Source organism: Anabaena sp. 54 (assembly GCF_017355725.1).
Taxonomy (GTDB): domain Bacteria; phylum Cyanobacteriota; class Cyanobacteriia; order Cyanobacteriales; family Nostocaceae; genus Dolichospermum; species Dolichospermum heterosporum.
Genome location: NZ_JAAVWA010000007.1, coordinates 154,055 through 178,721, shown reverse-complemented (window position 1 = coordinate 178,721; position 24,667 = coordinate 154,055). Strand labels below are relative to the sequence as shown.

General features: G+C 38.6%; 20 protein-coding genes. 10 read left to right on the top strand and 10 right to left on the bottom strand.

Features of this window, described 5'->3' with window-relative positions; translation table 11 throughout:
• Entirely contained in the window at window positions 1–1,227 is a 1,227-nt protein-coding gene (locus HEQ36_RS10530) for a murein transglycosylase A (protein ID WP_168636900.1), read from the top strand.
• A gap of 89 nt (window positions 1,228–1,316) precedes the next feature.
• Here HEQ36_RS10530 and HEQ36_RS10525 read toward each other — a convergent pair whose 3' ends face one another.
• Window positions 1,317–2,189: a DUF5895 domain-containing protein gene (locus HEQ36_RS10525; protein WP_168636901.1), complete on the bottom strand. Its 873-nt coding sequence runs from the start codon at window positions 2,187–2,189 to the stop codon at window positions 1,317–1,319.
• A 238-nt stretch (window positions 2,190–2,427) separates the two neighbouring features.
• On the bottom strand, window positions 2,428–3,771 hold the full coding sequence (locus tag HEQ36_RS10520) for a histidine phosphatase family protein (protein ID WP_168636902.1): 1,344 nt from the start codon (window positions 3,769–3,771) through the stop codon (window positions 2,428–2,430).
• Between the two features lie 457 nt (window positions 3,772–4,228).
• On the opposite strand from HEQ36_RS10520, the gene HEQ36_RS10515 reads away from it, so the two are divergent.
• Window positions 4,229–5,761 (top strand): GMC oxidoreductase, encoded by a 1,533-nt coding sequence (locus tag HEQ36_RS10515; RefSeq protein ID WP_168636903.1) that lies wholly within the window; start codon window positions 4,229–4,231, stop codon window positions 5,759–5,761.
• 248 nt (window positions 5,762–6,009) lie between these two features.
• Here the strand turns inward: HEQ36_RS10515 and HEQ36_RS10510 are convergent, their stop codons facing one another.
• The 3 genes from HEQ36_RS10510 to dapF all read right to left on the bottom strand — a co-directional run bounded on the left by HEQ36_RS10510 (window position 6,010) and on the right by dapF (window position 8,722).
• Window positions 6,010–6,150 (bottom strand): hypothetical protein, encoded by a 141-nt coding sequence (locus HEQ36_RS10510; RefSeq protein ID WP_160289959.1) that lies wholly within the window; start codon window positions 6,148–6,150, stop codon window positions 6,010–6,012.
• Window positions 6,151–6,298: 148 nt separating this feature from the next.
• Complete coding sequence (locus HEQ36_RS10505) at window positions 6,299–6,898, bottom strand: Uma2 family endonuclease (protein ID WP_174763373.1); 600 nt, start codon at window positions 6,896–6,898, stop codon at window positions 6,299–6,301.
• Between the two features lie 984 nt (window positions 6,899–7,882).
• The gene (dapF, locus tag HEQ36_RS10500; protein WP_053539363.1) at window positions 7,883–8,722 is read right to left on the bottom strand and encodes a diaminopimelate epimerase; all 840 of its coding nucleotides are present in this window, start codon (window positions 8,720–8,722) and stop codon (window positions 7,883–7,885) included.
• 118 nt (window positions 8,723–8,840) lie between these two features.
• Between dapF and HEQ36_RS10495 the strand changes: the two genes are divergently transcribed.
• Entirely contained in the window at window positions 8,841–9,071 is a 231-nt protein-coding gene (locus HEQ36_RS10495) for an RNA chaperone Hfq (RefSeq protein ID WP_053539364.1), read from the top strand.
• A 174-nt stretch (window positions 9,072–9,245) separates the two neighbouring features.
• Window positions 9,246–9,479: a hypothetical protein gene (locus HEQ36_RS10490; RefSeq protein WP_053539365.1), complete on the top strand. Its 234-nt coding sequence runs from the start codon at window positions 9,246–9,248 to the stop codon at window positions 9,477–9,479.
• A gap of 62 nt (window positions 9,480–9,541) precedes the next feature.
• On the opposite strand, the gene HEQ36_RS10485 is transcribed toward HEQ36_RS10490, so the two are convergent.
• The 5 genes from HEQ36_RS10485 to HEQ36_RS10465 form a co-directional block, all read right to left on the bottom strand.
• The gene (locus HEQ36_RS10485; RefSeq protein WP_027401627.1) at window positions 9,542–10,690 is read right to left on the bottom strand and encodes a glycosyltransferase family 4 protein; all 1,149 of its coding nucleotides are present in this window, start codon (window positions 10,688–10,690) and stop codon (window positions 9,542–9,544) included.
• Window positions 10,691–10,979: 289 nt separating this feature from the next.
• Window positions 10,980–12,599 carry an MFS transporter gene (locus tag HEQ36_RS10480; RefSeq protein WP_168636904.1) on the bottom strand — a complete coding sequence of 540 codons (1,620 nt, stop codon included), beginning with the start codon at window positions 12,597–12,599 and terminating at the stop codon, window positions 10,980–10,982.
• The gene (gene recO / locus HEQ36_RS10475) at window positions 12,583–13,512 is read right to left on the bottom strand and encodes a DNA repair protein RecO (RefSeq protein WP_168636905.1); all 930 of its coding nucleotides are present in this window, start codon (window positions 13,510–13,512) and stop codon (window positions 12,583–12,585) included. The genes HEQ36_RS10480 and recO overlap by 17 nt, the downstream gene beginning before the upstream one ends.
• Before the next feature lie 116 nt (window positions 13,513–13,628).
• Entirely contained in the window at window positions 13,629–14,315 is a 687-nt protein-coding gene (gene deoC, locus HEQ36_RS10470; RefSeq protein WP_039200300.1) for a deoxyribose-phosphate aldolase, read from the bottom strand.
• A 113-nt stretch (window positions 14,316–14,428) separates the two neighbouring features.
• Complete coding sequence (locus HEQ36_RS10465; RefSeq protein ID WP_168636906.1) at window positions 14,429–15,553, bottom strand: DNA cytosine methyltransferase; 1,125 nt, start codon at window positions 15,551–15,553, stop codon at window positions 14,429–14,431.
• 275 nt (window positions 15,554–15,828) lie between these two features.
• Here HEQ36_RS10465 and HEQ36_RS10460 point away from each other — a divergent pair, with 275 nt between their 5' ends.
• The 6 genes from HEQ36_RS10460 (at window position 15,829) to HEQ36_RS10435 (ending at window position 24,660) form a co-directional block, all read left to right on the top strand.
• Window positions 15,829–17,172 carry a DEAD/DEAH box helicase gene (locus HEQ36_RS10460; protein ID WP_168636907.1) on the top strand — a complete coding sequence of 448 codons (1,344 nt, stop codon included), beginning with the start codon at window positions 15,829–15,831 and terminating at the stop codon, window positions 17,170–17,172.
• A 165-nt stretch (window positions 17,173–17,337) separates the two neighbouring features.
• Window positions 17,338–19,740 carry an exonuclease domain-containing protein gene (locus tag HEQ36_RS10455; RefSeq protein ID WP_168636908.1) on the top strand — a complete coding sequence of 801 codons (2,403 nt, stop codon included), beginning with the start codon at window positions 17,338–17,340 and terminating at the stop codon, window positions 19,738–19,740.
• A 41-nt stretch (window positions 19,741–19,781) separates the two neighbouring features.
• Window positions 19,782–20,996: an acetate kinase gene (locus HEQ36_RS10450; RefSeq protein ID WP_168636909.1), complete on the top strand. Its 1,215-nt coding sequence runs from the start codon at window positions 19,782–19,784 to the stop codon at window positions 20,994–20,996.
• Between the two features lie 176 nt (window positions 20,997–21,172).
• Window positions 21,173–21,958, top strand: coding sequence for a hypothetical protein (locus HEQ36_RS10445; protein ID WP_168636910.1), 786 nt, complete (start codon window positions 21,173–21,175; stop codon window positions 21,956–21,958).
• Window positions 21,959–22,161: 203 nt separating this feature from the next.
• Window positions 22,162–24,006 carry an ATP-dependent zinc metalloprotease FtsH3 gene (gene ftsH3 / locus HEQ36_RS10440; RefSeq protein ID WP_168636911.1) on the top strand — a complete coding sequence of 615 codons (1,845 nt, stop codon included), beginning with the start codon at window positions 22,162–22,164 and terminating at the stop codon, window positions 24,004–24,006.
• Window positions 24,007–24,264: 258 nt separating this feature from the next.
• On the top strand, window positions 24,265–24,660 hold the full coding sequence (locus tag HEQ36_RS10435; RefSeq protein ID WP_168636912.1) for a hypothetical protein: 396 nt from the start codon (window positions 24,265–24,267) through the stop codon (window positions 24,658–24,660).
• The last annotated feature ends 7 nt before the right edge of the window (window positions 24,661–24,667 follow it).

Below are 24,667 nucleotides of genomic sequence, written 5' to 3'. Positions count from 1 at the left end.
ATGAGAAAAAACCTTACTTTGCTTGCCTTAAGTCTGGGAATTGCCTTTATAAATCCACTTTCCTCAGTTGTAGCTCAAGCTCCTAATTCGCAGCCAGTCACGATACCAGTGACCCCGGAAATACCACCTGTAGTAGTACCAGCCCTCGAACCTATTAATTTAGAAACTGTTTGTACCCCCCAGAATTGCTTAGGTTTAGATGAACAACTTTGGGGTAAACAGGGTGATAAACAAGCATTGCTGACCTCCATAGATAACAGTTTGCGCTATTTGGCAACTAATAAAGCTGTTACAGCCTATCAAAATTACCCAATTAAGGAAATTACCCTCAATCGGGTGCAGCGGAGTTTGCTACGCTTTCGGCAATTGGTTGTGAGTTCTCAGTCGGCGGCTGAACTACAAGCTGCTGTGCGGCGAGAGTTTGTCTTTTACCAGTCTGTAGGCAACGATGGCAAGGGAACTGTTAAGTTTACAGCTTATTACGAGCCTGTGTATGTTGCCAGCCGAGTTAGAACTGCTGTATATAAGTATCCTCTTTATAGTCTGCCGCCAGATTTCCAGAAATGGACAAAACCCCATCCTAAACGGATTGATTTGGAAGGCAAAAATGGGTTGCTGGGGGATAAAAGCAAGTTACGAGGGTTAGAAATTGTCTGGTTTAGTAATCGTCTAGATCCATACATGGTTCAGATCCAAGGTTCTGCCCAAATTAAATTAACTAATGGGCAAAGAACATCTGTTGGTTATGCTGGAGGAACTGATTATGCTTGGACTTCTATCGGTAAAGAACTAGCAAAAGATGGGAAACTGCCACTGAGTGGTTTAACCATGCCTAAGTTAATTACTTATTTTCGCCAAAATCCCAAGGAGTTAAGTAATTATTTACCCCGTTGGGAAAGATTTGTTTTCTTTGCAGAAACTAACGGTACACCAGCGACGGGTAGTATTCTTGTTCCTGTCACTGCGGAACGTTCCATTGCTACAGATAAATCTCTCATGCCACCAGGTGCATTAGCCCTAATTATCAATTCATTTCCTTATCCTACTAATGGTGGCAAACTGGAATCTCGTCTAGTTAACCGTTTTGTCTTAGATCAAGACACAGGTAGTGCAATTAAAGGCCCAGGAAGAGTTGATTATTTCATGGGTTCTGGTCAATTAGCAGGCGATCGCGCTGGTATTTCTGGCGGCAACGGTTCACTATTCTATTTACTATTAAAAGAATAGGAGTCAGTAAGTAGGGGCGCAGGGCTTGCGCCCTTTGTCAGGAGTAAGAGAAGACAGAAGAAAGAAGTTTCTCCCCCAGTCCCCAGTCCCTAATAAGGTGGATAACTAAATTCATCGTCATCCGCATATACATAAGAATTGGTAACACCAGACGTTTCTACCTTAGAAGCCTCTGGTTTAATTACTTCCTTACCAAATTCTTTGTATTCTTCAAAAGCCTTACAAATAATTTCCGACTCAGGAGAGTCTGAAGCAATCATATAATCTGTTAAAGTGGAAATCGTGGGATGTTTATAATCTACAGTTGAAGCCACCAAAGCAATATTCGGTTCTATTCCTCTTTCTTCAGGTTCAATTATAGGGCAAAAAATCCCATGAGCATGGAATAAAGGACCTTTAGGAGTTAGTGGTTTCTTTTGAAAACCAGCATAAGCTTTTTCCAATTCCCCGGCAAAACCGCCAGTAATTCGCCCTTGTTGATATTCAGCGTAATTTTTCCCAAAACTAGCGCCGGGTGAACCACTCAGAGTTAATTGCAGAGGTGATTGATGCAAAAACTTTTTATCTTCACCGACTAAAAAAATCAAATGGCGAGTATAAATTTTAAATTTAAGTTTATCAGCTAAAAACTCTTCTTTGTAATCTTTGTATGTACCTAATCTAATCTTGGTTTCCCGATCTTGTACCGACAACGGACCACGACGCACTATTACTAATCTAGGAGTAGTAGTAATAAATATTGTTTCTACTTCTCCAGAACTAAATTCATGTTCCACCTGTTGCCAATTATCATCTAGCTGAAATCCAACGGATTGAGCATTATCGCGGCTAATCGCTAAACCATAGCTTTGTAAACCATCTGTACCATACCGAGGATTGATCATTAAACCCCAGGGAATCACTTGGGACGGTGGGGCGTTGAACTTTTCGTCTTCAAAGTCGAATTTAGCAGATGCTTTCATGATTTTAGAATATCAGTGTGTTTAATTTAATAAGTCTATCGTTTGTACCATATTTTGTACCATCTATCTCCGGTATCAGGCACTTTGTGAATTAGATTGTAACAATTTCCGTTTAAATCCATTAATTCATCCCTTCTTATCTGCGTTTATCTGCGTTTATCTGCGTTCAATTATTCTTAATCTCCTACTCTATTTGATATTAGGGCAATTCATCAATTACCCTAACAACTTATCTCAACTACAATGCACCAGCCGCAGTTTTATCAAGAACACCATTACTTAAATGGCCAGTAATATTCATCGCTTGCAGAACTGGATAACCTTGAATCCCATCAGGATAATCAATGACACTCACAGCACCATTACCTTGACGGAAGTTCCAGAAATTCTCGTTAGATAAACCCAGAATATGGCATAGTAATGTTTTATTAGTGGCATCATGGGCGACGACTAATCCTAGTTGTAGTTGCTGGGTTTGGGCATTTTCGACTATAGTATTCCAATCAGCAACACTGCGTTCTTTTACCTGTGTTAAATTTTCTCCTTGTGGCATTTGCACATTGGCGGGGATTGTGCGCCAACTTTCTAATTCACCAGGAAATTCTTGCTCAATTTCCGATTCAAATTTGCCTTCCCAAAGTCCATGACTAATTTCTCTTAAACCAGCAAATAGTTCTAATTTCAAACTAGCATGATATTTTAAGATAATTTCCGCTGTTTCCTTGGGACGGGACATGGTACTGCTAACAGCAAAATCAATATTTACGTCTTTGAGAAATTCTGCGGCTTTTGCAGCTTGGTTTCTACCATTATCATTGAGGGGAATATCAATTTGTCCTTGAAATTTACCTTGACGATTCCATTCCGTTTCCCCATGACGGACTAATAATAATCTTACACCTTTGTGACCAGGACGTAGAGAAGGGAAAGTTTCACCCAGATGTTGGGTTTGATTCATAGATTCTAACTGCACAGGTTCGCCTAAACCACCGGCAAAATTCAAAATACTAATACCGCAGTTAGACTGTTGTAAACAATGGTAACGACTGGGGGAAATTCCCAACGCGGTGCTAATTAAGGCACGATTGATGCCATTATGACCCACAATCAGGATAGTTTCCCCTTGGTGTTGGGGGAGAATATCTTGCCAAAATTGCTGGGCTTGGGCGTATAAAACCAGAACTGGGAAATGTTCTTTAGTTCCTGAAGGTTCATCTAAAACCATGCGAAACTCGTGGGGATGTTTTTTCCAGGTGCGGTAATCTTCAGTAAACTTTTCTTGGACTTCACTTGTAGTCATTCCTACCCATAAGGGTAAATCAACTTCTACCAACTGTTCATCAATTTGAATGACAGCAGATTGTGTAGCCAATTGACTGCGGATAATTTCCGCTGTGGATTTAGCTCGCTGGAGGGGACTACTATAAATAGCTTGAAAGGAAATACTACTGAGGGCAATACCAGCTTGACTGGCATCATTTTGACCTTTGGCGGTTAAAGATGAGGCATCAGTACGCCCTTGAATACGTTTTTCTATATTGTAGGTACTTTGACCATGACGCACGATGATCACACGGGTCATTTTTTTTGTTTCCTCTATGCAAAGCCCTAATTTTACTACAAAATGTTCCGCCCGGGCGATCGCTCTCCTTGTTGATGATCTTTAAAATACAGACTTAATAATTAATACAGCCTAAATTAATAACTAAGCTGTAATTTTAAACAACATAATTCATCTATTTTAACTAGTTGAATAGGTGGAACTAGAATAGCTGTATTTGCCTCCGGTTCTAGAGCAAAAAATATTCAGAAGGAACAGGAATCAATAGGGAACAGAAAAAACTCATGTTTAGAAACATGAGATTGAAATAATGACACTATTTTTTTGTGCTACGCATCTCAAAAAACATCCTTTTTTGACTGAGATTTAAACTCTGAAACTTTAGTTTCTTATCTATTCCCTGTTCCCTATTCCCTATTCCCTGTTCCCTATTCCCTATTCCCTATTCCCTATTCCCTGTTCCCTCTTTTTGTAAACAATGCCTGTCAATCATTACGACTTTATCATCGTTGGTACTGGTGCTGGAGGTGGAACTTTAGCCTACAAATTAGCATCCAGTGGCAAGAAAATTTTAGTTTTAGAACAAGGTAATTTTTTACCTAAAGAAAAAGCTAATTGGGATACTCAAGAAGTTTCTCGGAAAGAACGCTATCGGACTAGTGAACTATGGTATGACAAACACGGGAAAGCTATCAAACCTCTCACACATTATTATGTGGGTGGTAATACTAAATTTTATGGTGGGACTTTGTTTAGATTGCGTGAACGAGATTTTGAAAAGGTTATTCATGAAGATGGGATTTCTCCAGAATGGCCATTAAAATATCAAGATTTTGCTCCCTACTATGACGAAGCCGAAAAACTTTATGATGTACATGGTAAACGAGGTCTTGACCCTACTGAACCGCAGATTAATCAAGAATATCCTTTTTCACCATTGAGTCATGAACCTTATATTCAAGAAGTCCATGATTCTTTAAAATATCAAGGTTTTCATCCTTTTTATCAACCACTTGCTATCAAACTCAATGAGGTAAATCGGAGTTTAAGTGCTTGTATTCGTTGTCATACTTGTGATGGTTTTCCCTGTTTAATTGATGGTAAAGCTGATGCGGATATCAATTGTGTTCGTCCAGCAATGACTTATGCAAATATCACATTAATAACTGAAGCAAAGGTAGTATGTTTACATACTAGCCCATCGGGTCGAGAAGTGACTGGAGTGGAAGTAGAAATAGGAAATCAACGGCAGATATTTTCTGGGGATATTGTGGTATTAGCTTGTGGTGCAGTTAATTCGGCATTGCTGTTACTGAAATCTGCTAATGAGCAACACCCCAATGGATTAGCTAATAGTTCTCATCTTGTGGGACGCAATTACATGACACATAATTTTGCTGTGGTCATGACTTTAAATACCAAGTTGAATAATACAATTTTTCCGAAAACTTTGGCTTTTACTGATTTTTATTGGGGAAATCAAGATTTTGCTTATCCTATGGGGAGTGTGCAATTACTGGGTGGGGCAAATAAGGATAAAATACTTGCTTATGGTCCGCCTTTGATGCCTAATTTTATAGCTGAGGCTATAGCGAATCATTCCCTATCTTGGTTAGTAATCACAGAGGATTTACCAGATTTTAATAATAGGGTTTTGAGTAGAAATGGGCAGGTTTTCCTGGAATATACTCATAATAATCAAAGGGCTTTTAATAAATTAATTCAGCAATGGATTCAGGTTTTACAATCAATTTCTGTATTTCAATCACCGGGAACTTTACATATTCCTCAAAAAATGAGTTTAAGAGAAGTGACTCATCAATGTGGTACTTGTCGGTTTGGGGAAGATCCCAATACTTCGGTTTTGGATATCAATTGTCGGACTCATGATGTTGATAATCTTTATGTTGTTGATGGCAGCTTTTTTCCTTCTAGTGCTGCGGTAAATCCTTCATTAACTATTATTGCTAATGCTTTGCGGGTGGGAGAACATTTATTGACAAGGATATAGTATTTGTGGTGGGGATGGAATATAATTAAGGGCGGGGAAACCCCTACAGGTCGCGGTAAGCATTTTTTCTCAGAATCAGGATGTCCAGGATTAAAGGATGTACAGGATGAAAATAGGGATTTTATCACTAAGTAGGTGAACACAATAAAACCAAACTGTGTAAAGAAATGTAAAATCGCCTAAACCCTCTTCACTCTTGCCTCTTGCCTTTTGCATTGCCATAACGACAATTTTCAACGCCAACCTACTTAATTACCTATTGGCGATCGCTTGCGTAGCGTAGCCATAGTCGAAGTATCAGCCTTAACTAGATAACTAGCAATTTGAGTTAATAATATTTTTGATTGTTTTAAGAATTTGAAATGTCTAGCGTATCCATAATTAGACAAGTCAACTTTTAAAAGTGTATGATAAAAAAAGTGTTGTGGTAATCTGTCGTTATGGCAAGGCAAGAGGCACTCATGCAAGAGTGAAGAGGGTTTGGGCGATTTTACTTTTCTTTACACAGATTGGTTTTATTGTGTTCACCTACTTAATCTAAAAAGATAATTCTTGAAATAACTCTATCAAAGGCAGACTAAAATTAGGAATAACATCTTCTCCATTAAGACTATCTTCCAATTGCAAAAGCTGTGATGGCTTAGGTTTGCGATAAACTAATACACATTCTTCATCTGGCAAAATTACCCATGCTAAACGAGTTCCGTTTTCAAAATACTCTACTAATTTATTATGAATTTCTTCAAAAGTATTATTAGGAGAAATAATTTCTACAGCTAAATCAGGAGCGCCATCAAAAAAACCTTTGGGTAATCGTTTTAAACCTTGTAACCTTTCCTTAGAAATAAAAGCCAGATCGGGTGATCTTTTGTTACCAGTTTTCATTTTAAAAGCAGTGCTAGAATCACAAGTTATACCGAGTTTATGATCACGCACAAAACCTGTTAAAAAATATCCAAGAGTTAGAGCTAAGTAGCCATGTTCTACACCTGAATTTGCCACTATAATTAGCTCTCCGTCCACATATTCATAAAGATTATCATTTTCCTGCAATAACATAAATTGCTCATCTGTCAAAGCCTGATGATTAGCTAAAGGTTGAATTAATTCTAAATTTGTGATTGCAGCTTGTGTCATTAGATTTAACTCCACAGATGAAACTAATATCAATAATTATACAGCCCTGGCGAATAGAATATGGCTTCGCCACGCTCCGCCAACGCGGCTATACAAACAAAGTCCGCCTGCGCGGATTAAGATTAAATTAAGGTCTTTAACCTGCGAAGGCAGGTTTTGTTTGTGTAGATGCGGTTTCTAACCGCCGATTTCACTATTTATGCACTAATTCTATTGTACTCGTTGATATACTCCTTAACAATTAAACTATTGATATATTTAGAAATTTCTGCATTAATATCAATTTTCTGCTGATTCGTGACATACTGTGTTAAATTGGTCAATGAGTAATCTTATCATCTGTTGACTAAAATAACTCTCATTATAAGGTCAGTAACCCAGCCCTAAAGGGACTGGGCTTGCAAGAGTAATCAAGCAAGCCGTACTGACCAGACCACCCTGAGCGTTGTCGAAGGGTAGCCGTTATTTGAGTCACGACACCTCGGAATGCGAAGCTAGTTCCCCGCTCTGTCGCTTGTAATTAAACAGTTCTAAGGTCACTGGAACAGTGTTGCAAGCTCAAGCAAGCTCTTATAACAGGTCGTTCGCGCAGCGTGCCGGAGGCATCTAGCTAACATTACCCCAGAAATGGGAGTTGGTTTCCAGGTTCCAATCAAAAATCTGGTTTCAATTTTAATATCCACAGCGGTTAAAACCGCTCGTGTCGTTTCCCTCTCAGGTCTAAAGACGCGCTCGTTTCCCACTTACCGGGTATTCTTATGAGAAGGTTTTAAGATTTAGCTGGAAATACTGTGATAATTAGTCCAAACTCTCATAATTATACCAAAAACAAATCAATTAGCACAGTGCGATGGCGTACCCTACGGGATCTTGCTACGCGGAGCGTCCCGGAGGGAACTAGCACTGCTGCAAGCAGATCGCCTACAATAGTTTTGTAGACAATCGCTTGTATAACTTACAACTCAAAACAAAAACAGACTAAATTTAATATTTACCTGTAAATACTCGTTCTGCGGGTCCTGTCATGTAAATCCGGTTGTCAAGTTCTGACCATTCGATTTCTAGGGGTCCGCCGGGTAATTCTATGGTAGCGGTGCGATCGCATTTATCGTTCAATACACCCGCTACCAAGGACGCACAAGCACCTGTACCACAAGCGAGGGTAATTCCAGCACCTCTTTCCCAAACGCGCATTTTCAAATAGTTACGATTGACTATTTCAATAAATTCGGTGTTGGTTTTTTTAGGAAATACGGGATGATTTTCAAATTGGGAACCAATGCTTTCTAAATTAATCGCCGCAACATCTTCCACAAAGGTGATACAGTGGGGATTTCCCATGCTGACACAGGTAACATCCCAAGTTTTCCCGGCTACTTCCAAGGGTTGATTAATGACTTGAAACTCACTAGGTGATAAAGTGGTAGGAATTTCTTCTGCTAATAACCGGGGTTCACCCATATCCACTTTAACTTGACCATCATCAGTGAGTTGGGGGGCAATCACACCTGCTAAGGTATGAATATGATATTTATCTTTTGTCCGGGAAATGCCTTCTAGGTCTGTCAAAAATACCGCTAAACAGCGAATCCCGTTCCCACACATTTCCGGTTCTGAACCATCGGAGTTAAAAATTCGCATGGTGTAATCAGTGCCATTCTGTCCAGGAAGTGCGAAAATAACACCATCTGCTCCGATCCCAAAATGGCGATCGCACCACTGTACAGCTTTCTCTGGTGTTAATACTGGTGTCAATGAGGAACGGTTATCAATAAGAATAAAATCATTACCGAGTCCGTGATACTTAGTAAATTCGATTGCCATTTTGCCCTAAATGAATTATTAAAGATTCATTCATACTATTAAAAAATTTGTCAGTTGTCAGTTGTCGGTTGTCAGTCGTCAATTACCAATTACCAATTACCAATTACCAGTATAATATATGGCAACCAATCAATTTGATACTTCCCTACCTAGCATTCGTCAAGTCCAGAAGTGTATTAAAGAAAAATTAACCGTCGAATTTAGATTAATGACTGGTGATTTGATTACAGGTCGCATATTTTGGCAGGATCACAATTGTATCTGTGTTTTTGATGGTAATAATGAGCAAATTATGGTTTGGAAACAGGCGATCGCCTACATGAAACCATTCAGTGATACAGTAGCCTAAACAGGACTAAACCCACAGAATGCCAACAATTTTTAACGCCAACCTACTTAAATCTATATAAAACTGTGTTGCTTCTAGTTGCTTATCGGATTGACTGGATATTATTGCTTTGTCTAATATTTAAATTAACGGTGGAATTTAGCGAGACTAATCAACGTTAAGGATATTTTTACAATGTCTAAAATACGCATCACAGATATACCTGTATTCGCAGACATATCTATTGACCAACAAAAAATTATAGTAGGTGGTACGACTACAGCTATCGGGACAAACCCTGTACCCAATTACATTCCTTTAAACCCAATCATCAATAATTTTCTTACCAGTTTAGATATTAATGCTTTTGACTGGAAACCATACCTAGATAGTGTAGGATTCGACATAAGTTTACCAATGATCACGTGATCATTTTAACGCCTTACAAGGAAGACTGATAAAGGGCGGGGGAACCCCGCCCCTACGGAGGTTTAAATACCCCAGCTTAGTGTTAAAGGACGCTGGGCGAGAACTTGGCTATAAAGCTCTTCTAATTGGGTGATATTATCATTTAAGGTATAGCGTTCTAATACTCGCTTCCTGGCTTTTTCTCCCAACAATGTGGTTAACTCTGGATGATCTTGGCATAGTGGTAATAGGGTCTTTAACTGCGATCGCACACTGCTTGTATTAATCGCTACACCAGCCCCCTTTTCTAAAACTTCCCCGTCTGCACCCACGTCAGTAGCTAAACAAGCTACACCACAGGACATAGCCTCTAATAAAGACAAGGATAATCCCTCTACCAAAGAAGGTAAAATAAATACATCCGCCCCTCGTAAAATTTCGATCCGGCGATTTTCATCGGCGATAAATCCTAACCAGATGATGCCATGTTCTCGACCATAAAATGACTCCAGAGAAGGCTTTAATGGACCATCACCCACAATCAATAATTTGGTATTAACACCCATATCTGATTGCTTCCAAGCCCGCAAGAGAGATTCAACGTTTTTCTCTTGGGCGATTCTCCCTTGATAAACAAACAAACGTTCAGCCCCGAATTCGGCTTTAACATGAGAAACACCGGGAGAATACTTAACAGGATCTACACCATTAGGAATCACAGCAATTTTGCTGTCCCCAACCCCCATACCTGAGAGTAATTCCCGTTGAATTTGGGAAAAGATAATTACCCGATCATAATGATCTAAAAAGGGAGCATAAAGTTGATAAGCTAAAAGCTGGGTACTAGATATTAATTTTGCTCCCTTCCCTGCAAATGGAGTGTGGAAAGTAGCAATGAGGGGCAAATTTAACTCTTCGCAAATTTCTGGTAAAACAAAATCTAAAGTTGATAGAGTCAGAGAAGCGTGGACTATATCTGGTTTAATTTCCCGTAGTGAATCTTTCAAAACCTTAGTTGCTTTGAAAGAGGGAATTGTGTAAACCTGAGATTTGTAGATAAATGGTAAAGGAACTTCTTGAAAATTAGGCCAATTGTCAGTTGTCGCTTCTTCTTGAGCAAAGTGCAGAAAACTAACCTCGTGTCCCCTGTCTAGTAATCCGTTGGTAATTTCTCGACTGTAGGTGACGTTACCGCAAAAGGGTGTTTTTTTTCCAATCCAAGCTATACGCATTCTTCGGTTATCTATAAAAAAAACGAGGGTAAAATATACTGTTTTTATTATGAAGTTGTTATAGCCGAATTTTTGGTATTCACAAAAACTCAGATATCTCTAACTTTAAAACCTAAATAATCTGGGCAATTAAACAATCAATAGCTTTATTGATAATGCTAATAATTCATAAAGTTTTTAACTTGATTACAAATTAATATGCTGATTATTTGGTTGATTCCCAGCAAGTATTTTGCATCTTGCTGGATTAAGTTTAGCACGAAACCCAATAGTTTGATGCAGTTTCTGGCTATTTGCCATCTGAGGACTCACTAGAATTATACCAAGTAAAGAGACCGCCAACTAAGACGATCGCAGCTAAGGTAAAAAATACTGCTTTTAAGCCGATAAAAGTTTCCGCCACACCAGCTAAAGCCAAGGGGAGAGAAAGGGCAATATTAATCACGTTATTTTGCAGTCCAAATACCTTACCTCGCATAGCTGGGGGTGTTTCGGTTTGGATTGCAGTTTGCATAGGGATACCCACCAAAGCCCCAAATATTCCCACCAAAGCTATAAATAGCAGCACGGGTAAAAGTTGAGTAGTGAACAGTGATAAACCAATTAAAGATCCTGCCATACCTAGACAACCCCAAAAACTCAGTTGTTTATAGGAAAAGCGTTGTCCAAATTGTCCGAGAATTGTCGCCCCAATAGCCACACCAACACCAGCAGATGCTAATAAAAAGCCGAATTGAGAGGCTTTCAGATTGGGAATAATTTCTGCCATACGAACTGCCAGCACAGTCAGGGCGGCAAAGACAGAAAATAGGATAATTAGTTGTAATAAAGCATTGCGGATGCGATGATTTTCTTGGAGGTAACGTAACCCGTCGCGCAAGTCTGACAAAACATGGGGAAATTCTGTTTCCGGGGGATGGGGTTTTTCGTTAGTTTGGAGTAGAAATAATATTAACCCAGCGATCGCATAACTACCACCCACCAAAATTTCCTTACCCAATCCCCCACCACCGCCTAATTGCCCCCACAGTCCGTCTGCTAATGCCAACACTGGTTCTCCTACCGCAAAACCCACAATCACCGAAGCCATCATTGTCGTTGTGTAGAGAGAATTAGCTGAAAGCAAATCCTGTTCTTTGACTATTAAAGGAATAGCCGATTGTTCTGCCGGGGCAAAAAATTGTGTTAAGGTAGAAACCAAAAAAGTTACTCCTAAAATAATCAAAAAACCCACAGGCAAAACGCCAATAGGCTGCCAATCATGGGTTAACCATAACAGGGTAGGAATAAGTAAAACCAGAATACCACGCCAAATATTTGATGCTACCAAAACAACTTTTTTTGACCAACGATCTACAAATACCCCAGCTACAGAGCCAAATAATACGGCAGGAATTGTAAACGCTATCATTAAAGCCGAAACCCAACCGCTAATACTTTGATTACTAGCTTGAAACTGGCTATTAATCAAAGCAATCATCAATACTAAATAAACCTTATCAGCTAATTGACAGAAAACTTGACCCGCCCAAAGAGCGAGAAAGTTAGGGTTTTTTAATACAGGTAAAAACCCCGCCTGTTGATTATTTGCAGAATCCGTACCCCCAGAATCGGCATCTATTAATGGCGGCGTTGCTGGCGTTAAATCCGGCGTTAATTTACCATTCGATTCCGTACCATTTAATAATGGATCAGATTTTATTTCTGAGGCTTGAGAAATATCAGTTAATGGAATTTCTGATGGGCAATTTCCATCTTCAGAAACATCTTTTAGTGACATTTCTGGACTATGAATATGACTAAGTTTAGGAGCAGAAGCAACATTATGATCTGATGCTTTATGCTTTTTTTTAGCGTCGCTAGGTGAGTGAGTTCGGCTTTTTTTATTTAAATCAGACGATTGCATCATGGTTGGCGGCAAAATAGGAATCAATCAAAGTGGCAGAGCGAATAGGTTGTCCTAAATGATACTGAACATACTGGCGTAAAATTTGCTCAACAGCTAACCATCCAGAATAGTCGGCCACATCTATTTGTATTATCTCTGTTTCCGACAGATGTTGAAGCATAACCAGTTGTTTCCCATTCAACCGACGAGAAATAATTGGTAACTCCTGCTGGTGAAAAACCGTTTCGTAGCTAGGGTTAGAAGACCAGAATTGGGGATTGGAAACATTTGTCTGGCTTGTTTGTGTCATTTCCCTATTTTCCCGTTTCTCCTGCTCTATTTCTGTTCGCAAGGTTTTCCAAGCGTCTAAACAAATTATGCCACCAGAAGGAATGCTAAATCCAACTTGCCAATGGGGATTTGTCCAGTCTGGGGTTAAAAGCCGTTGAGTTAAACAACAAGACTCTACTTGTGGTGTTAGTCCCGCTAAGGATAAAAGTTGAAATACACCTTGAGCTAGATAGGCAACTACACAGTTTATTTCTATTTTTGGTATATCCTCTAGCCGCTGAAGATGCTCATTAAATAACTCATAAAGTTCTGTTTGCGGTTGTTCGCTTAACGCTTGACACAAAACTATTTCCGCTAAATATTGACTAGCAGCTAATTTACCCAAATCCTTAGATAAACCCGGATAAGTTTTGATAGTTTCAGCTTGAGTAATTCTATCGAGATTTCGTCCTTGGGAAATGAGTAATTCATTAATGACAAACATCCCCATTCTCCCCCCCAAGCTGGAGTTTTGTTTCCGTACTCCCGTCGCAACTGCCCGAATTAACCCAAATTCTTGAGTTAAAATTGTAACTATTTTATCAGATTCGCCCAGCGCTTGCGCCTTGAGATTAATACCAGTTGCTTTGTAGGTTTTGCTCATTTTTAGTCAGTAGTTAGTAGTCAGTAGTCAGTGGTCAGTGGTCAGTGGTCAGTAGTAAAGGAAGAACAACAGACAAAGGACAACTGACAAAGAACAGCTAAACAAAGGACGACTGACTACTCACTCTTTTCTTTTTCTGGGTAATTGCGTTGACGAAGTAAATCCACACCGCGGGATGTACCTAGTCTAGTCGCACCAGCCATAATTAACTCTAAAGCATCATTATGAGTGCGAATACCTCCTGATGCTTTGATGCCTACACGATCTTTTGCTATCTCTTTCAAAAGCTTCACGTCAGCTACAGTTGCGCCACCATTCCAACCTGTACTAGTTTTTAAGAATGCAGCACCAGCATCCAAAGCCAGTTCCGCAGCGATTTGTTTCTCTGTATCCGTCAGGAGGCTAGTTTCTAAAATTACCTTTACAGGTTGTCCAGCTTCTTCACAAATTGTGGCAATTTCTCGGTGAACTTCCTCTGTTTTTCCCGCTTTTAACCACCCTAAATTAATAACTACATCCAACTCAGTAGCACCATTGTCTACTGCTTCTTTAGCTTCATATAACTTTACGGCTGAAGTATTTGCACCATTGGGAAAACCAATGACTGTACAAACTTGAGGATTTTTTTTATAGAGAAGTTCTGCTACTTGCTTGACATAGCAGGGATTTACACATACCGCTGCAAAGTTATATCTATATGCTTCGTCGCACCATTGACTAATCTGCTCTGGGGTGGCGATTGGTAATAGCAGAGAGTGATCAATAAATGGTGCAATATCAATATTTGGATAGTCTGCTGCCATCGTTTTTGTTTTTGGTGTAAAGTTGATTAAACTTGATGAAAATTAAAGTATTTCTTATATATTAAACTACATATCAAGAGAAGTCAGAAAGTAGGGGCGCAGGGCCTGCGCCCTTATTCTTGCGAACCAGTGTTTAAAAAGTCAAGAATAGTTTGTGCTAAGGCTTTTGCTGCTAAGTAGGGAACACCATTACCAACGGTTTTAAACATATTCGTAAGTGACATATTTTCTGGAAGGGAAAAATCTTCGGGTAAAGATTGAATTGCTAAAGCTTCGGCTACAGAAATGCGTCTGATCTTATAAGGATGTAAATGCACCTCATTATTACCATAGCAAGCTGTGGGAGAATAACGCCACCTGTGCAAACGTTTAAATGATTTTTTGGAATCATCTCCTTCAGCAATAGTAGCAAATTTTGTTTTACCTGCTCTTGGTTGAAAATGATGTTGAGCATTAGGATGGTTGAGAACGTGATTTTTTCTAAACCAATATTCAACAGTGAGTTTTTCAGGAATATTTTTAGGACAAGGAATTATGGAATCCTCTTGAAATGGCTCGCATTTATTCCAAGGATACGTAAATATTTGTTCTTGAGGATATAAAATATGGTTTTCCCAAGGAAAAGTAAATTCATCTTTGATTTTTATATCTTTGAGAAATTTAGCTTGAAAACCTATTAAAATAATTCTATCTCTATCTTGAGGGACACCATATTCAATAGAATTAATTAACCGTTCTGTTAAGATATAACCGAATTTTTGTAATTTAATTTTTAGTTCTTCAAAAAATAAACGGTGTTTTGTAGTTCTCCACAAACCTTTAACATTTTCAAATAAAAAGAAATCGGGTAGATTTTGACAAATTAATTCAACATAAGCAAATGAGAGTTTACCATTATCACCTAAATGTCCTTTGTTTTTGCCACCAATAGAAAAATCAGGACAGGGTGGACCACCAATAAAGCCAATTACATTATTTGATTTACGAGAATCTTTGACTAATTCATTTAATCGTTGTGCTGGTGTTCCTACTATTAATTTACTTACGTCTGCGGCCTCTTCTTGATGATATCCATATTCAGGTTGGGGGAGATGGAGAATTTCCCGTGAATAGCGATATGCGGACATGAATGGAGGGAAGATTTCGTTAACGTAAGCGATGTTATAGCCTGTGGTTTCAAAACCTAAATCGAGGAAGCCTGAACCGGAAAAGAATGAGAAGATAAGGGGGGTAGACATTTGACATTATGAACGGTTTAATTTTTTGTTTAGCTTTCTTAGGAATTATATTGATTGTACAAAGAATATTTAGCGTATTTATACTAATATTGGTACAAGTAGCACAAGGGATAATTCCTATAGGTTCAGATTTCACCATAATTCTGCTATGATCAGAGGCTGTGGGATTTGCCCCTAGTCTTGGTGCTTATTGCCCATTTGTGTATTTTAAACCATTCGTCCGCCTAAGACTGAAGCCGTGATTGGCGACAGGCCGATGTTATTCTTGGAGTTCTATGTCTTTTTCTAATCTCGGCTTGTCCCCGGAAATTGTTCGTGCTGTCACTGAGCGGGGATATGATAAACCTACACCAATCCAGACACAGGCTATTCCTGTGGTGTTGTCCGGTGGTGATATTATGGCTGGAGCGCAAACGGGTACTGGTAAAACTGCCAGTTTCACTCTGCCTTTGTTACATCGTTTGTCTGCAAATAAGGGCATTTCTAGTAATTCTCATGGATTTCCGCCAATTCGCGCCTTAATTCTGACTCCTACTCGTGAACTCGCTGCACAGGTGCAAGAAAGTGTCCGTGATTATGGTAAATATTTGAATTTGAATTCAATGGTGATGTTTGGGGGAGTGAGTATTGGTCCCCAAAAACAGAAATTGAGAACCCGTGTAGATATTTTGGTTTCAACTCCAGGACGATTGTTAGATCATGTCCAACAAGGGACTGTGAATTTGTCCCGTGTGGAAGTGTTGGTACTGGATGAAGCAGACCGAATGCTGGACATGGGGTTTATTAATGATATCCGGCGTATTCTTTCACTTTTGCCTAAACAGCGGCAGAATCTGCTATTTTTTGCAACTTTCTCTGATAAAGTTAAAACTCTTGCGGCTGGGTTACTAAATAACCCGACTATGATTGAAGTCGCACGCCGAAATGTGACTGCGGCAACGGTATCACAAAAAGTTTATCATGTAGACCGCGATCGCAAACGCCAATTACTTTCTCATCTAATTCGAGAAAACAAATGGTATCAAGTATTAGTATTTAGCCGCACCAAGCATGGTGCTGACCGGTTGGTGAAGCAGTTGGGTGAAGATCGCATTCAAGCGCTCGCTATTCACGGTAATAAGAGCCAGGGAGCGCGAACTCATGCTTTAGCCAAGTTTAAAGATGGGACTTTGCAGGTATTGGTAGCAACGGATATTGCTGCGCGTGGTCTTGATATTAGCGAACTACCTCACGTTATTAATTACGATTTACCCAATGTCCCAGAGGATTATGTGCATCGCATTGGTCGGACTGGACGCGCTGGTGCGGAAGGTCAAGCGATTTCCCTTGTATGTGTTGATGAACATCATTTGTTAGCGGATATTGAGAAACTCATTGAGCAGCGTTTACCGAAAGAAGTGGTAGATGGTTTTGGAGTCAACCCAGAAATTAAAGCTGAACCAATTCCTAATGGACGCAAAGCTCCTTCTGGTGGTGGTGGAAATCAGCGGACTCGTCGTTCTGCTCCTAAATCTGCTTCTTCAAAATCACCTAGACAGCCTTCTTCACGCACAGCCGCAGGGGATAAAAAGCCTGGTTCTAGTTCTCCTACACCACGTCGTTCTGGTAAACGTAGGTAATAGCTGAGTTGATAATTGATAAATGACAATTGACAATTGACAATTATCAACTTTTACCCATTCCCCAGACTACTTTTGGGGTTTGGGAACTGATATTTGGTGAAATCGGTTCTTTATAATTTATGATACAATTAGCACAGGTATTACTATTATCTACTGACAAATATGGACTTTGTTATTTTAGATACTGAAGGCAACCCAAATTTAACTGAATTAGCTATTGTTAATAGTCAAGGTGTGGTGATTTATGAAGGTTTTTGTGATGGTAATTCTCATGGTTTTCAAAATGTTTTAAATCTCAAAAGTCTCAAAACCTTATTAACAGAATTTTTGACTATTGTTGAAGATAAAAAAATTATCTGTCACTATGCAGAACATGATATTGATATCCTCAAGTATAGTTTTCGACAAGTTGGTTTACCTTGGCATAATTTAGAATTTGATTGTACTTGGATTTTAGCTAAAGACTGTTTTCCAAATTTAGAAAGTTATTCTTTAGAGTATCTGAGTAAATACTTGAATCTGCGAGCTAATAATCAATATTTTCTGCCGAATATGGCACATACCGCTAGTTATGATGCCACATTTACTTATCATCTTTATAGAAAAATTATGTTAGAACATCTCAAAAAACAACCTAATCCATTTACTAGCAGTCGAGTTGACACTCCTTTTCAACATCATCCAGATTATGCTGATACTTATCATCGAGAATTTCAGATTTTACAAACTTCTTTAAATAACATCAAATTAGATCCTAATCATCAGAGTAAAGGTGTTGTTGTTATTGGAGAACCAGGTACTGGTAAAACTCATTTAATGATGCGACTGGCTAATGAGAGATTATCAAGTAATAGATTACTGTTTGTTCGGCAGCCTAATAATGCTCAATCTGTACTTTATCATATTTATAGTAGAATTTTAGAATCTCTAGTTGAGAAAGCCGGAAATTTACCTCAATTATACTCTTTAATTATTAACACTTTTCGGAAAATAGTTAGTCTTAATGATAGAGATGTTACACAAAAAGATATAGATATTTTAAAAGCCTTATATGATTTAGAAGATAATAGTATTAGTGCTTTAAGTAAAGAAAATACACAACGAAAACGAGAATATTGGCAATATATAGAAAAGACTATTAATGAATGGTGGATGAGTAATTATGCTCCGGGTAGTTTTGCTTTATCTATCATTAAAGGCATGGTTAAATATTGCAGTTATACAGATTATAAATATAGAAATATTAGCACTCGTTGGTTAGCCGGAAATGTTTTAACTGACGAAGAATCTGAAACCGTTGGTTTACCAAATTGGGGAGAAGAAATTAGTAAGGAAGCTTTTTCGTTAGAAGCTATTTCCGTTTTAGGTAAATTATCTATTTTGGATGAACCTTTAATTATTATTTTTGATCAATTAGAAGGTTTAGGACTTCCACACAATCAAGAAATTTTGTTAAATTTTGGGGAAGGTATCAAAGAAATTTTCACTCATGTTCCCAATAGTTTAATTATTTTGAATTTATTTCCTGATAGGTGGGAAAAATTTCAAACAATATTTGATCAATCTATTATTGGGAGAGTAGCTCAATATCAGGTTTCTTTACGTCAACCAACAGAAGCGGAAGTTAAATCTATTCTCAAAGTGAAAATACAAACTGTAGATATTACCTTAGAACAGTTATTTTTACCTGAAGATTTAGATGATATTTTAGGGAAGAAACCTATTCGGGCAGCTTTAAATCGGGCGGCTAAATACTATGATCATAGAGTTAATGGAATTTCTTTACCAGACGAAAGAAAACCAATTCGGGAATTAGATGGTAATGAAAAAATAGAACAGCAATTAAAATTTTTACAGCAACAGCAACAAACATCAATGGAAGTGTTAAGTCAACTAATTCAAGCTATACAATCACCTAATGCTGTTGATTTAAGGAACTTACATAATAAATTAGCAACTTATTTATCTGGTGAAACTACAATTCCCGTAAATCCTGTAATTGAATATCTGAATGAACATAGAATTGAGTTAGAACAAAAATATCATAATCCATCTATTATTAGTGATGGTGATGATGTTGGTAAATTGAAAAATATTGCTGAAGCTTTAACTCATATCCAGTCATTTAAATTAAGCCAATATCGTTTAGGTAAGAAGGTATTACCAGAACATATTGTTATTGAAAAGGGAAATCAGTATCATGTAATTGCTTTTTTAGAAATTAGTGGTACTCCCTTTACGAGTCGGATTAGTAATTTCAATGAATTAGTTATTAATAATTCCCAAAGCCAATTTTATTTAATCAGAGATGAACGTCAACCAGGTATTACTGCTAAAGTCGGTAAGGAACGAATTAAACAACTAGAAAATAGTGCTAATGGGAATTTTATGTTGTTTAATAAAGAAGATAGGATTCTCTTTGATTTGATTTATGATCTGATTATCAGTATTCATAACAAAGATTTAGATATAGATTTGGAATCAGCTTTAACTTTCGTTACCACTCATCAAGAATGGTATCACTGGATTTTTACAAAGTTTGGTTTTACGCCACCCAAACAATAAAATCACTGTAGTAAATTGTTACAGTGCGTAAATTTTAATTTATGAAAATACTCATCCTCAATGCCGGTTCTAGCAGCCAAAAGAGTTGTCTGTACGACATGACATCCCCGATTCCTAATTTAGCCCCCCAACCTCTTTGGGAAGGAAAAATAAATTGGACTGAAAACCAAAATCAGGCAGAAATTACAGTTAAAACCGCTACAGGTGCAAAACTGCAAGAAACCATTTCTGGTGATTCCCGACAGGTGCAATTTACTCATTTGTTATCTACTCTTACGAATGGTGAAACCAAGGTAATTGATGATTTAGCAGCCATAGATGTGGTAGGACATCGAGTGGTACATGGTGGTCAAGATTACCAAGAGGCTGTAATAATTACGGAAAAAATTAAACAGGCGATCGCTCACTTATGTAATCTAGCCCCAGCCCATAATCCAGCCGCTTTAGCTGGTATTGAAACCATTGAAAATAGTCTAGGGAATATCCCCCAAGTAGCAGTTTTTGATACTGGATTTCACCGCACTTTACCCGATGCCGCAGCTATCTATCCCATCCCCTATCATTTAGTTGAACAGGGTATCCGTCGTTATGGCTTTCATGGCATCAGTCACCAGTATTGTGCCAATCGAGCAGCGGAAATTCTTGGTCAAGATTTACAATCTCTGCGAATAATTACCTGTCATTTAGGTAATGGTTGTTCTTTAGCCGCCATCAAAAATGGTTGCAGTATTGACACAACAATGGGATTTACTCCTCTAGATGGTTTAATGATGGGTAGCCGCAGTGGTTCAATAGATCCAGGGATTTTGATTTACTTATTGCAACAGTATAATTACTCTAGTCACGAACTAGATAATGTGTTAAATAAAGCTTCAGGATTAAAAGGTATTTCTGGAATATCTAGTGATTTAAGGGAAGTGATAGCTGCAAAAGACCAAGGTAATCAACGCGCTCAACTAGCTTGGGATATATACGTACATAGCCTCCGGGCTGGTATCGGGGCAATGCTGGCTAGTTTAGCAGGTTTAGATGTTTTAGTCTTTACCGCTGGAGTCGGCGAAAACTCCCCAGCAATCCGTCAAGCTGCTTGTGAAGCTTGGGGATTTTTAGGACTGAAAATTGACTTGGCGAAAAATCAGCAACAACCTATTGATATTGATATTGCCACATCTGATTCCACAGTACGAATCTTAGTCATAGAAACTCAAGAAGATTGGTCAATAGCTCAACAATGTTGGAAATTGCTGCAACAATAATACAGGAGTTCAGGAGGTAGGGGCGCAGGGCCTGCGCCCGCCTGCGCCCATTCAGGAGTATGGCTAACGCCACGCTATGCCTTCGGCACACCACGTGAACGCTATCAGGAGTTCAGAAGAAAGAAATTTCTCCCCCACTCCCCCCACTCCCCCCCCACTCCCCCCACTCCCCCACTATGTTTTTATCTCGTGAAGCTATTACCACGCCATTAGTTGCTTGCTTTTGTATTGTCAGTATTAGCTTAATGCAAATACCAGAACTGCAAAAACTATTAATTAATAAACAAGCTATTTCCGTAGAAGCTCTCCAAAAAGACCTCAAGAAAGAAAGTTTTCGCTTAAACTTACTTGAGGCTATCCCCAGTTTTAGTTATAAAAATTTCATTGCCGATTGGGTATATATTGATTTTTTGCAATTCTTCGGTGATAATGAAGCCAGAGATAAAACTGGATACAGTATCAGCCCAGAGTATTTTGAAGTTATTTTAGACCGTGATCCACGTTTTTTAGAAGCTTATTTAGGACTTTCTATAAGTAGTTCTTTATACGGTGGTATGCCAGATAGAACTATAGCTTTAATGGAAAAAGGATTAAAATCTTTATCACCACAAATTCCCCCCAGGTCATACTATATCTGGCGCTATAAAGGCACAGATGAGTTACTATTTTTAGGTAATGCTCAGGCATCAAAAAAATCTTTTCTCAAAGCCGCAGAGTGGGCAAGCACTTATACTGATGAAGAAGGTAAGCAAGTAGCGTTTATTTCTCAAAAAACTGCCAAGTTTCTGAGTAAAAATCCTGATAGTAAAGCAGCACGAGTGGCTACATGGGCAATGGTTTTAAACAATAATGTAGATGAAAAAACTCGCAACCGAGCAATTCAGGAAATTGAAGCCCTGGGAGGAAAGGTCGTTACAAATGCCGACGGCACAGTTAGTATTAGACCACCAGAAAAAGATTGACAACGGACAACTGCGAAGAATCGTTACAATAGAATTTCTACTATCCTCATCTTTTAGACCTGTAGGGTAGAACAGATTATTTTTATTATGACAGGAGGATTATTTTAAGATATATTAAGATAAGTTAACATAATTATCATAATGTCCTCTTCCTTAGAGAAGCTAGGTATAAGCAGCAAACAAGTACAGGAGAATCAACATCGGTGAATAATAAAAAATGGCGAAATACGGGGCTGTACGCGCTCCTTTTTATAGTCGTTATTGCACTAGGAACGGCATTGTTTGACAAACAACCTCAAAGCCGAGAAACATGGCGCTACAGCCAATTTATCCAAGAAGTCGAAAAAGGCAGAGTTGAGAGAGTCAGTTTAAGTTCCGACCGGTCTACAGCCTTGGTGACACCTAAATATGACCCTAACAAAAAGATTGTTACCTTAGTTAATGACCCAGATTTAATCAATACTCTGACAAATAAAGGTGTTGATATTGCCGTATTACCTCAAGCAGACGAAGGATTCTGGTTTAAGGCTCTTAGCAGCTTATTCTTCCCTGTATTGCTGTTAGTTGGTTTATTTTTCCTCCTCCGTCGCGCACAAGGTGGACCAGGTAGCCAAGCTATGAACTTTGGTAAATCTAAAGCCAGAGTGCAAATGGAACCCCAAACTCAAGTTACCTTTGGTGACGTTGCGGGTATTGACCAAGCCAAATTAGAATTAAATGAAGTTGTAGACTTTTTAAAGAATGCCGATCGCTTTACCGCCATTGGTGCAAAAATTCCTAAAGGTGTACTTTTAGTTGGACCTCCTGGTACTGGTAAAACCCTCCTCGCGCGGGCTGTAGCGGGCGAAGCTGGTGTTCCTTTCTTCTCAATTTCTGGTTCTGAATTTGTGGAAATGTTCGTTGGTGTGGGTGCTTCCCGTGTCCGCGATTTATTTGAACAAGCGAAAACCAATGCTCCTTGTATCGTCTTTATTGATGAAATTGACGCAGTAGGTCGTCAACGGGGCGCTGGTTTAGGTGGTGGTAACGACGAACGGGAACAAACCCTCAACCAGTTACTAACGGAAATGGATGGTTTTGAAGGTAACACTGGTATTATTATTATTGCTGCTACCAACCGTCCTGATGTATTAGACGCTGCTTTATTACGTCCAGGTCGTTTTGACCGTCAAGTTGTGGTTGACCGTCCCGACTACGCTGGTAGAAGTGAAATTCTCAGAGTTCATGCCCGTGGTAAAACTTTATCTAAAGATGTAGACTTGGATAAAATTGCCCGCCGGACTCCTGGTTTTACCGGTGCAGATTTATCTAACCTGTTGAATGAAGCCGCAATTTTAGCCGCCCGTCGCAATTTAACTGAAATTTCGATGGATGAAATTAATGATGCAATTGACCGTGTATTAGCTGGACCCGAAAAGAAAGACCGGGTAATGAGCGAAAAGCGCAAAACTTTGGTTGCATACCATGAAGCAGGCCACGCTTTAGTTGGGGCTTTAATGCCTGACTATGACCCTGTGCAAAAGATTAGCATTATTCCTCGTGGTCAAGCCGGTGGTTTAACTTGGTTTACTCCTAGTGAAGACCGCATGGACACTGGCTTATATAGCCGTGCTTATTTGGAAAATCAAATGGCTGTGGCTTTAGGTGGTCGTCTGGCTGAAGAAATCATTTTTGGTGAAGAGGAAGTGACTACTGGTGCTTCTAATGATTTACAGCAAGTGGCTAGAGTAGCTAAACAAATGATAACTCGGTTTGGGATGAGCGATCGCTTGGGTCCAGTAGCCCTGGGTCGTCAACAAGGAAATATGTTCCTGGGTCGAGATATTATGTCAGAACGCGATTTCTCGGAAGAAACTGCTGCTGCTATTGATGAAGAAGTGCGGAAGTTAGTTGATACGGCTTACATTCGAGCTAAAGAAGTTTTAGTCAATAACCGCCAGGTTTTAGATGAAATTGCTCAAATGCTGATAGATAAAGAAACCGTTGACGCTGAGGAATTACAACAAATCCTTGGTAATAACGATGTGAAAATGGCAGCTTTTGCGTAGTTTTTTCTTAAATATCTAAAAAGGGTAATTCTGGTTTTTCTGGAATTACTCTTTTTAGTTTCTTGTGAACGTTAAAGATGCTAAAATCCCATACGGTTTAGTTAAGCCTAATACTCTTTTTTTAAAACGAACCACAGAGGCACAGAGGACACAGAGAGAGAAAAAATAGAGAGGTTTTTTGCGTCAGTTTTGGGACATTTTTTTATGGTATATTACATTTTCCTGGTTTTGTAAGACAACATTAATCTAGAATAGATTATGACTACACTTAAATTGAAAAATCACCAAATCTGGCAAGATTTAACTGAGATATTAGAAAATTTAGATACTAATTCTCTTGTTCAAAAACATCTTGAACAATGCTGTTATACAATAAATGGTTATTGGGATGAACAGGATAAATATTATGAATCAATTACTTTACCTCACCCCATAGAAGCAAAATTAGTCAGCAGTTTTGTGGGTATTACCCAAGATAACCGTTTTCTAAAACTCAAATTTTCTCTTATGAATTTTCTGGAAAATATAGGTGAGTTAGTTCTTATCTATAATGAAAATCTAGAATTGATTGATGAAAATTGGTTTTTAGATATAGATTCTCCTATGCTTCCGCTTAATCAAAACAATTTAATAATCAGGTTTATTTCATTCTAGAAAATTG

What these genes read in the sequence shown, in the direction of transcription:
- HEQ36_RS10435 (WP_168636912.1), top strand. Translation starts at nt 24,265, where the DNA reads ATGACTACACTTAAATTGAAAAATCACCAAATCTGGCAAGATTTAACT.
- HEQ36_RS10455 (WP_168636908.1), top strand. Translation starts at nt 17,338, where the DNA reads ATGGACTTTGTTATTTTAGATACTGAAGGCAACCCAAATTTAACTGAA.
- HEQ36_RS10530 (WP_168636900.1), top strand. Translation starts at nt 1, where the DNA reads ATGAGAAAAAACCTTACTTTGCTTGCCTTAAGTCTGGGAATTGCCTTT.
- HEQ36_RS10445 (WP_168636910.1), top strand. Translation starts at nt 21,173, where the DNA reads ATGTTTTTATCTCGTGAAGCTATTACCACGCCATTAGTTGCTTGCTTT.
- HEQ36_RS10485 (WP_027401627.1), bottom strand. Translation starts at nt 10,690, where the DNA reads ATGCGTATAGCTTGGATTGGAAAAAAAACACCCTTTTGCGGTAACGTC.
- HEQ36_RS10480 (WP_168636904.1), bottom strand. Translation starts at nt 12,599, where the DNA reads ATGATGCAATCGTCTGATTTAAATAAAAAAAGCCGAACTCACTCACCT.
- HEQ36_RS10525 (WP_168636901.1), bottom strand. Translation starts at nt 2,189, where the DNA reads ATGAAAGCATCTGCTAAATTCGACTTTGAAGACGAAAAGTTCAACGCC.
- HEQ36_RS10490 (WP_053539365.1), top strand. Translation starts at nt 9,246, where the DNA reads ATGTCTAAAATACGCATCACAGATATACCTGTATTCGCAGACATATCT.
- HEQ36_RS10515 (WP_168636903.1), top strand. Translation starts at nt 4,229, where the DNA reads ATGCCTGTCAATCATTACGACTTTATCATCGTTGGTACTGGTGCTGGA.
- HEQ36_RS10450 (WP_168636909.1), top strand. Translation starts at nt 19,782, where the DNA reads ATGAAAATACTCATCCTCAATGCCGGTTCTAGCAGCCAAAAGAGTTGT.
- deoC (WP_039200300.1), bottom strand. Translation starts at nt 14,315, where the DNA reads ATGGCAGCAGACTATCCAAATATTGATATTGCACCATTTATTGATCAC.
- HEQ36_RS10460 (WP_168636907.1), top strand. Translation starts at nt 15,829, where the DNA reads ATGTCTTTTTCTAATCTCGGCTTGTCCCCGGAAATTGTTCGTGCTGTC.
- recO (WP_168636905.1), bottom strand. Translation starts at nt 13,512, where the DNA reads ATGAGCAAAACCTACAAAGCAACTGGTATTAATCTCAAGGCGCAAGCG.
- dapF (WP_053539363.1), bottom strand. Translation starts at nt 8,722, where the DNA reads ATGGCAATCGAATTTACTAAGTATCACGGACTCGGTAATGATTTTATT.
- HEQ36_RS10465 (WP_168636906.1), bottom strand. Translation starts at nt 15,553, where the DNA reads ATGTCTACCCCCCTTATCTTCTCATTCTTTTCCGGTTCAGGCTTCCTC.
- HEQ36_RS10495 (WP_053539364.1), top strand. Translation starts at nt 8,841, where the DNA reads ATGGCAACCAATCAATTTGATACTTCCCTACCTAGCATTCGTCAAGTC.
- HEQ36_RS10520 (WP_168636902.1), bottom strand. Translation starts at nt 3,771, where the DNA reads ATGACCCGTGTGATCATCGTGCGTCATGGTCAAAGTACCTACAATATA.
- HEQ36_RS10505 (WP_174763373.1), bottom strand. Translation starts at nt 6,898, where the DNA reads ATGACACAAGCTGCAATCACAAATTTAGAATTAATTCAACCTTTAGCT.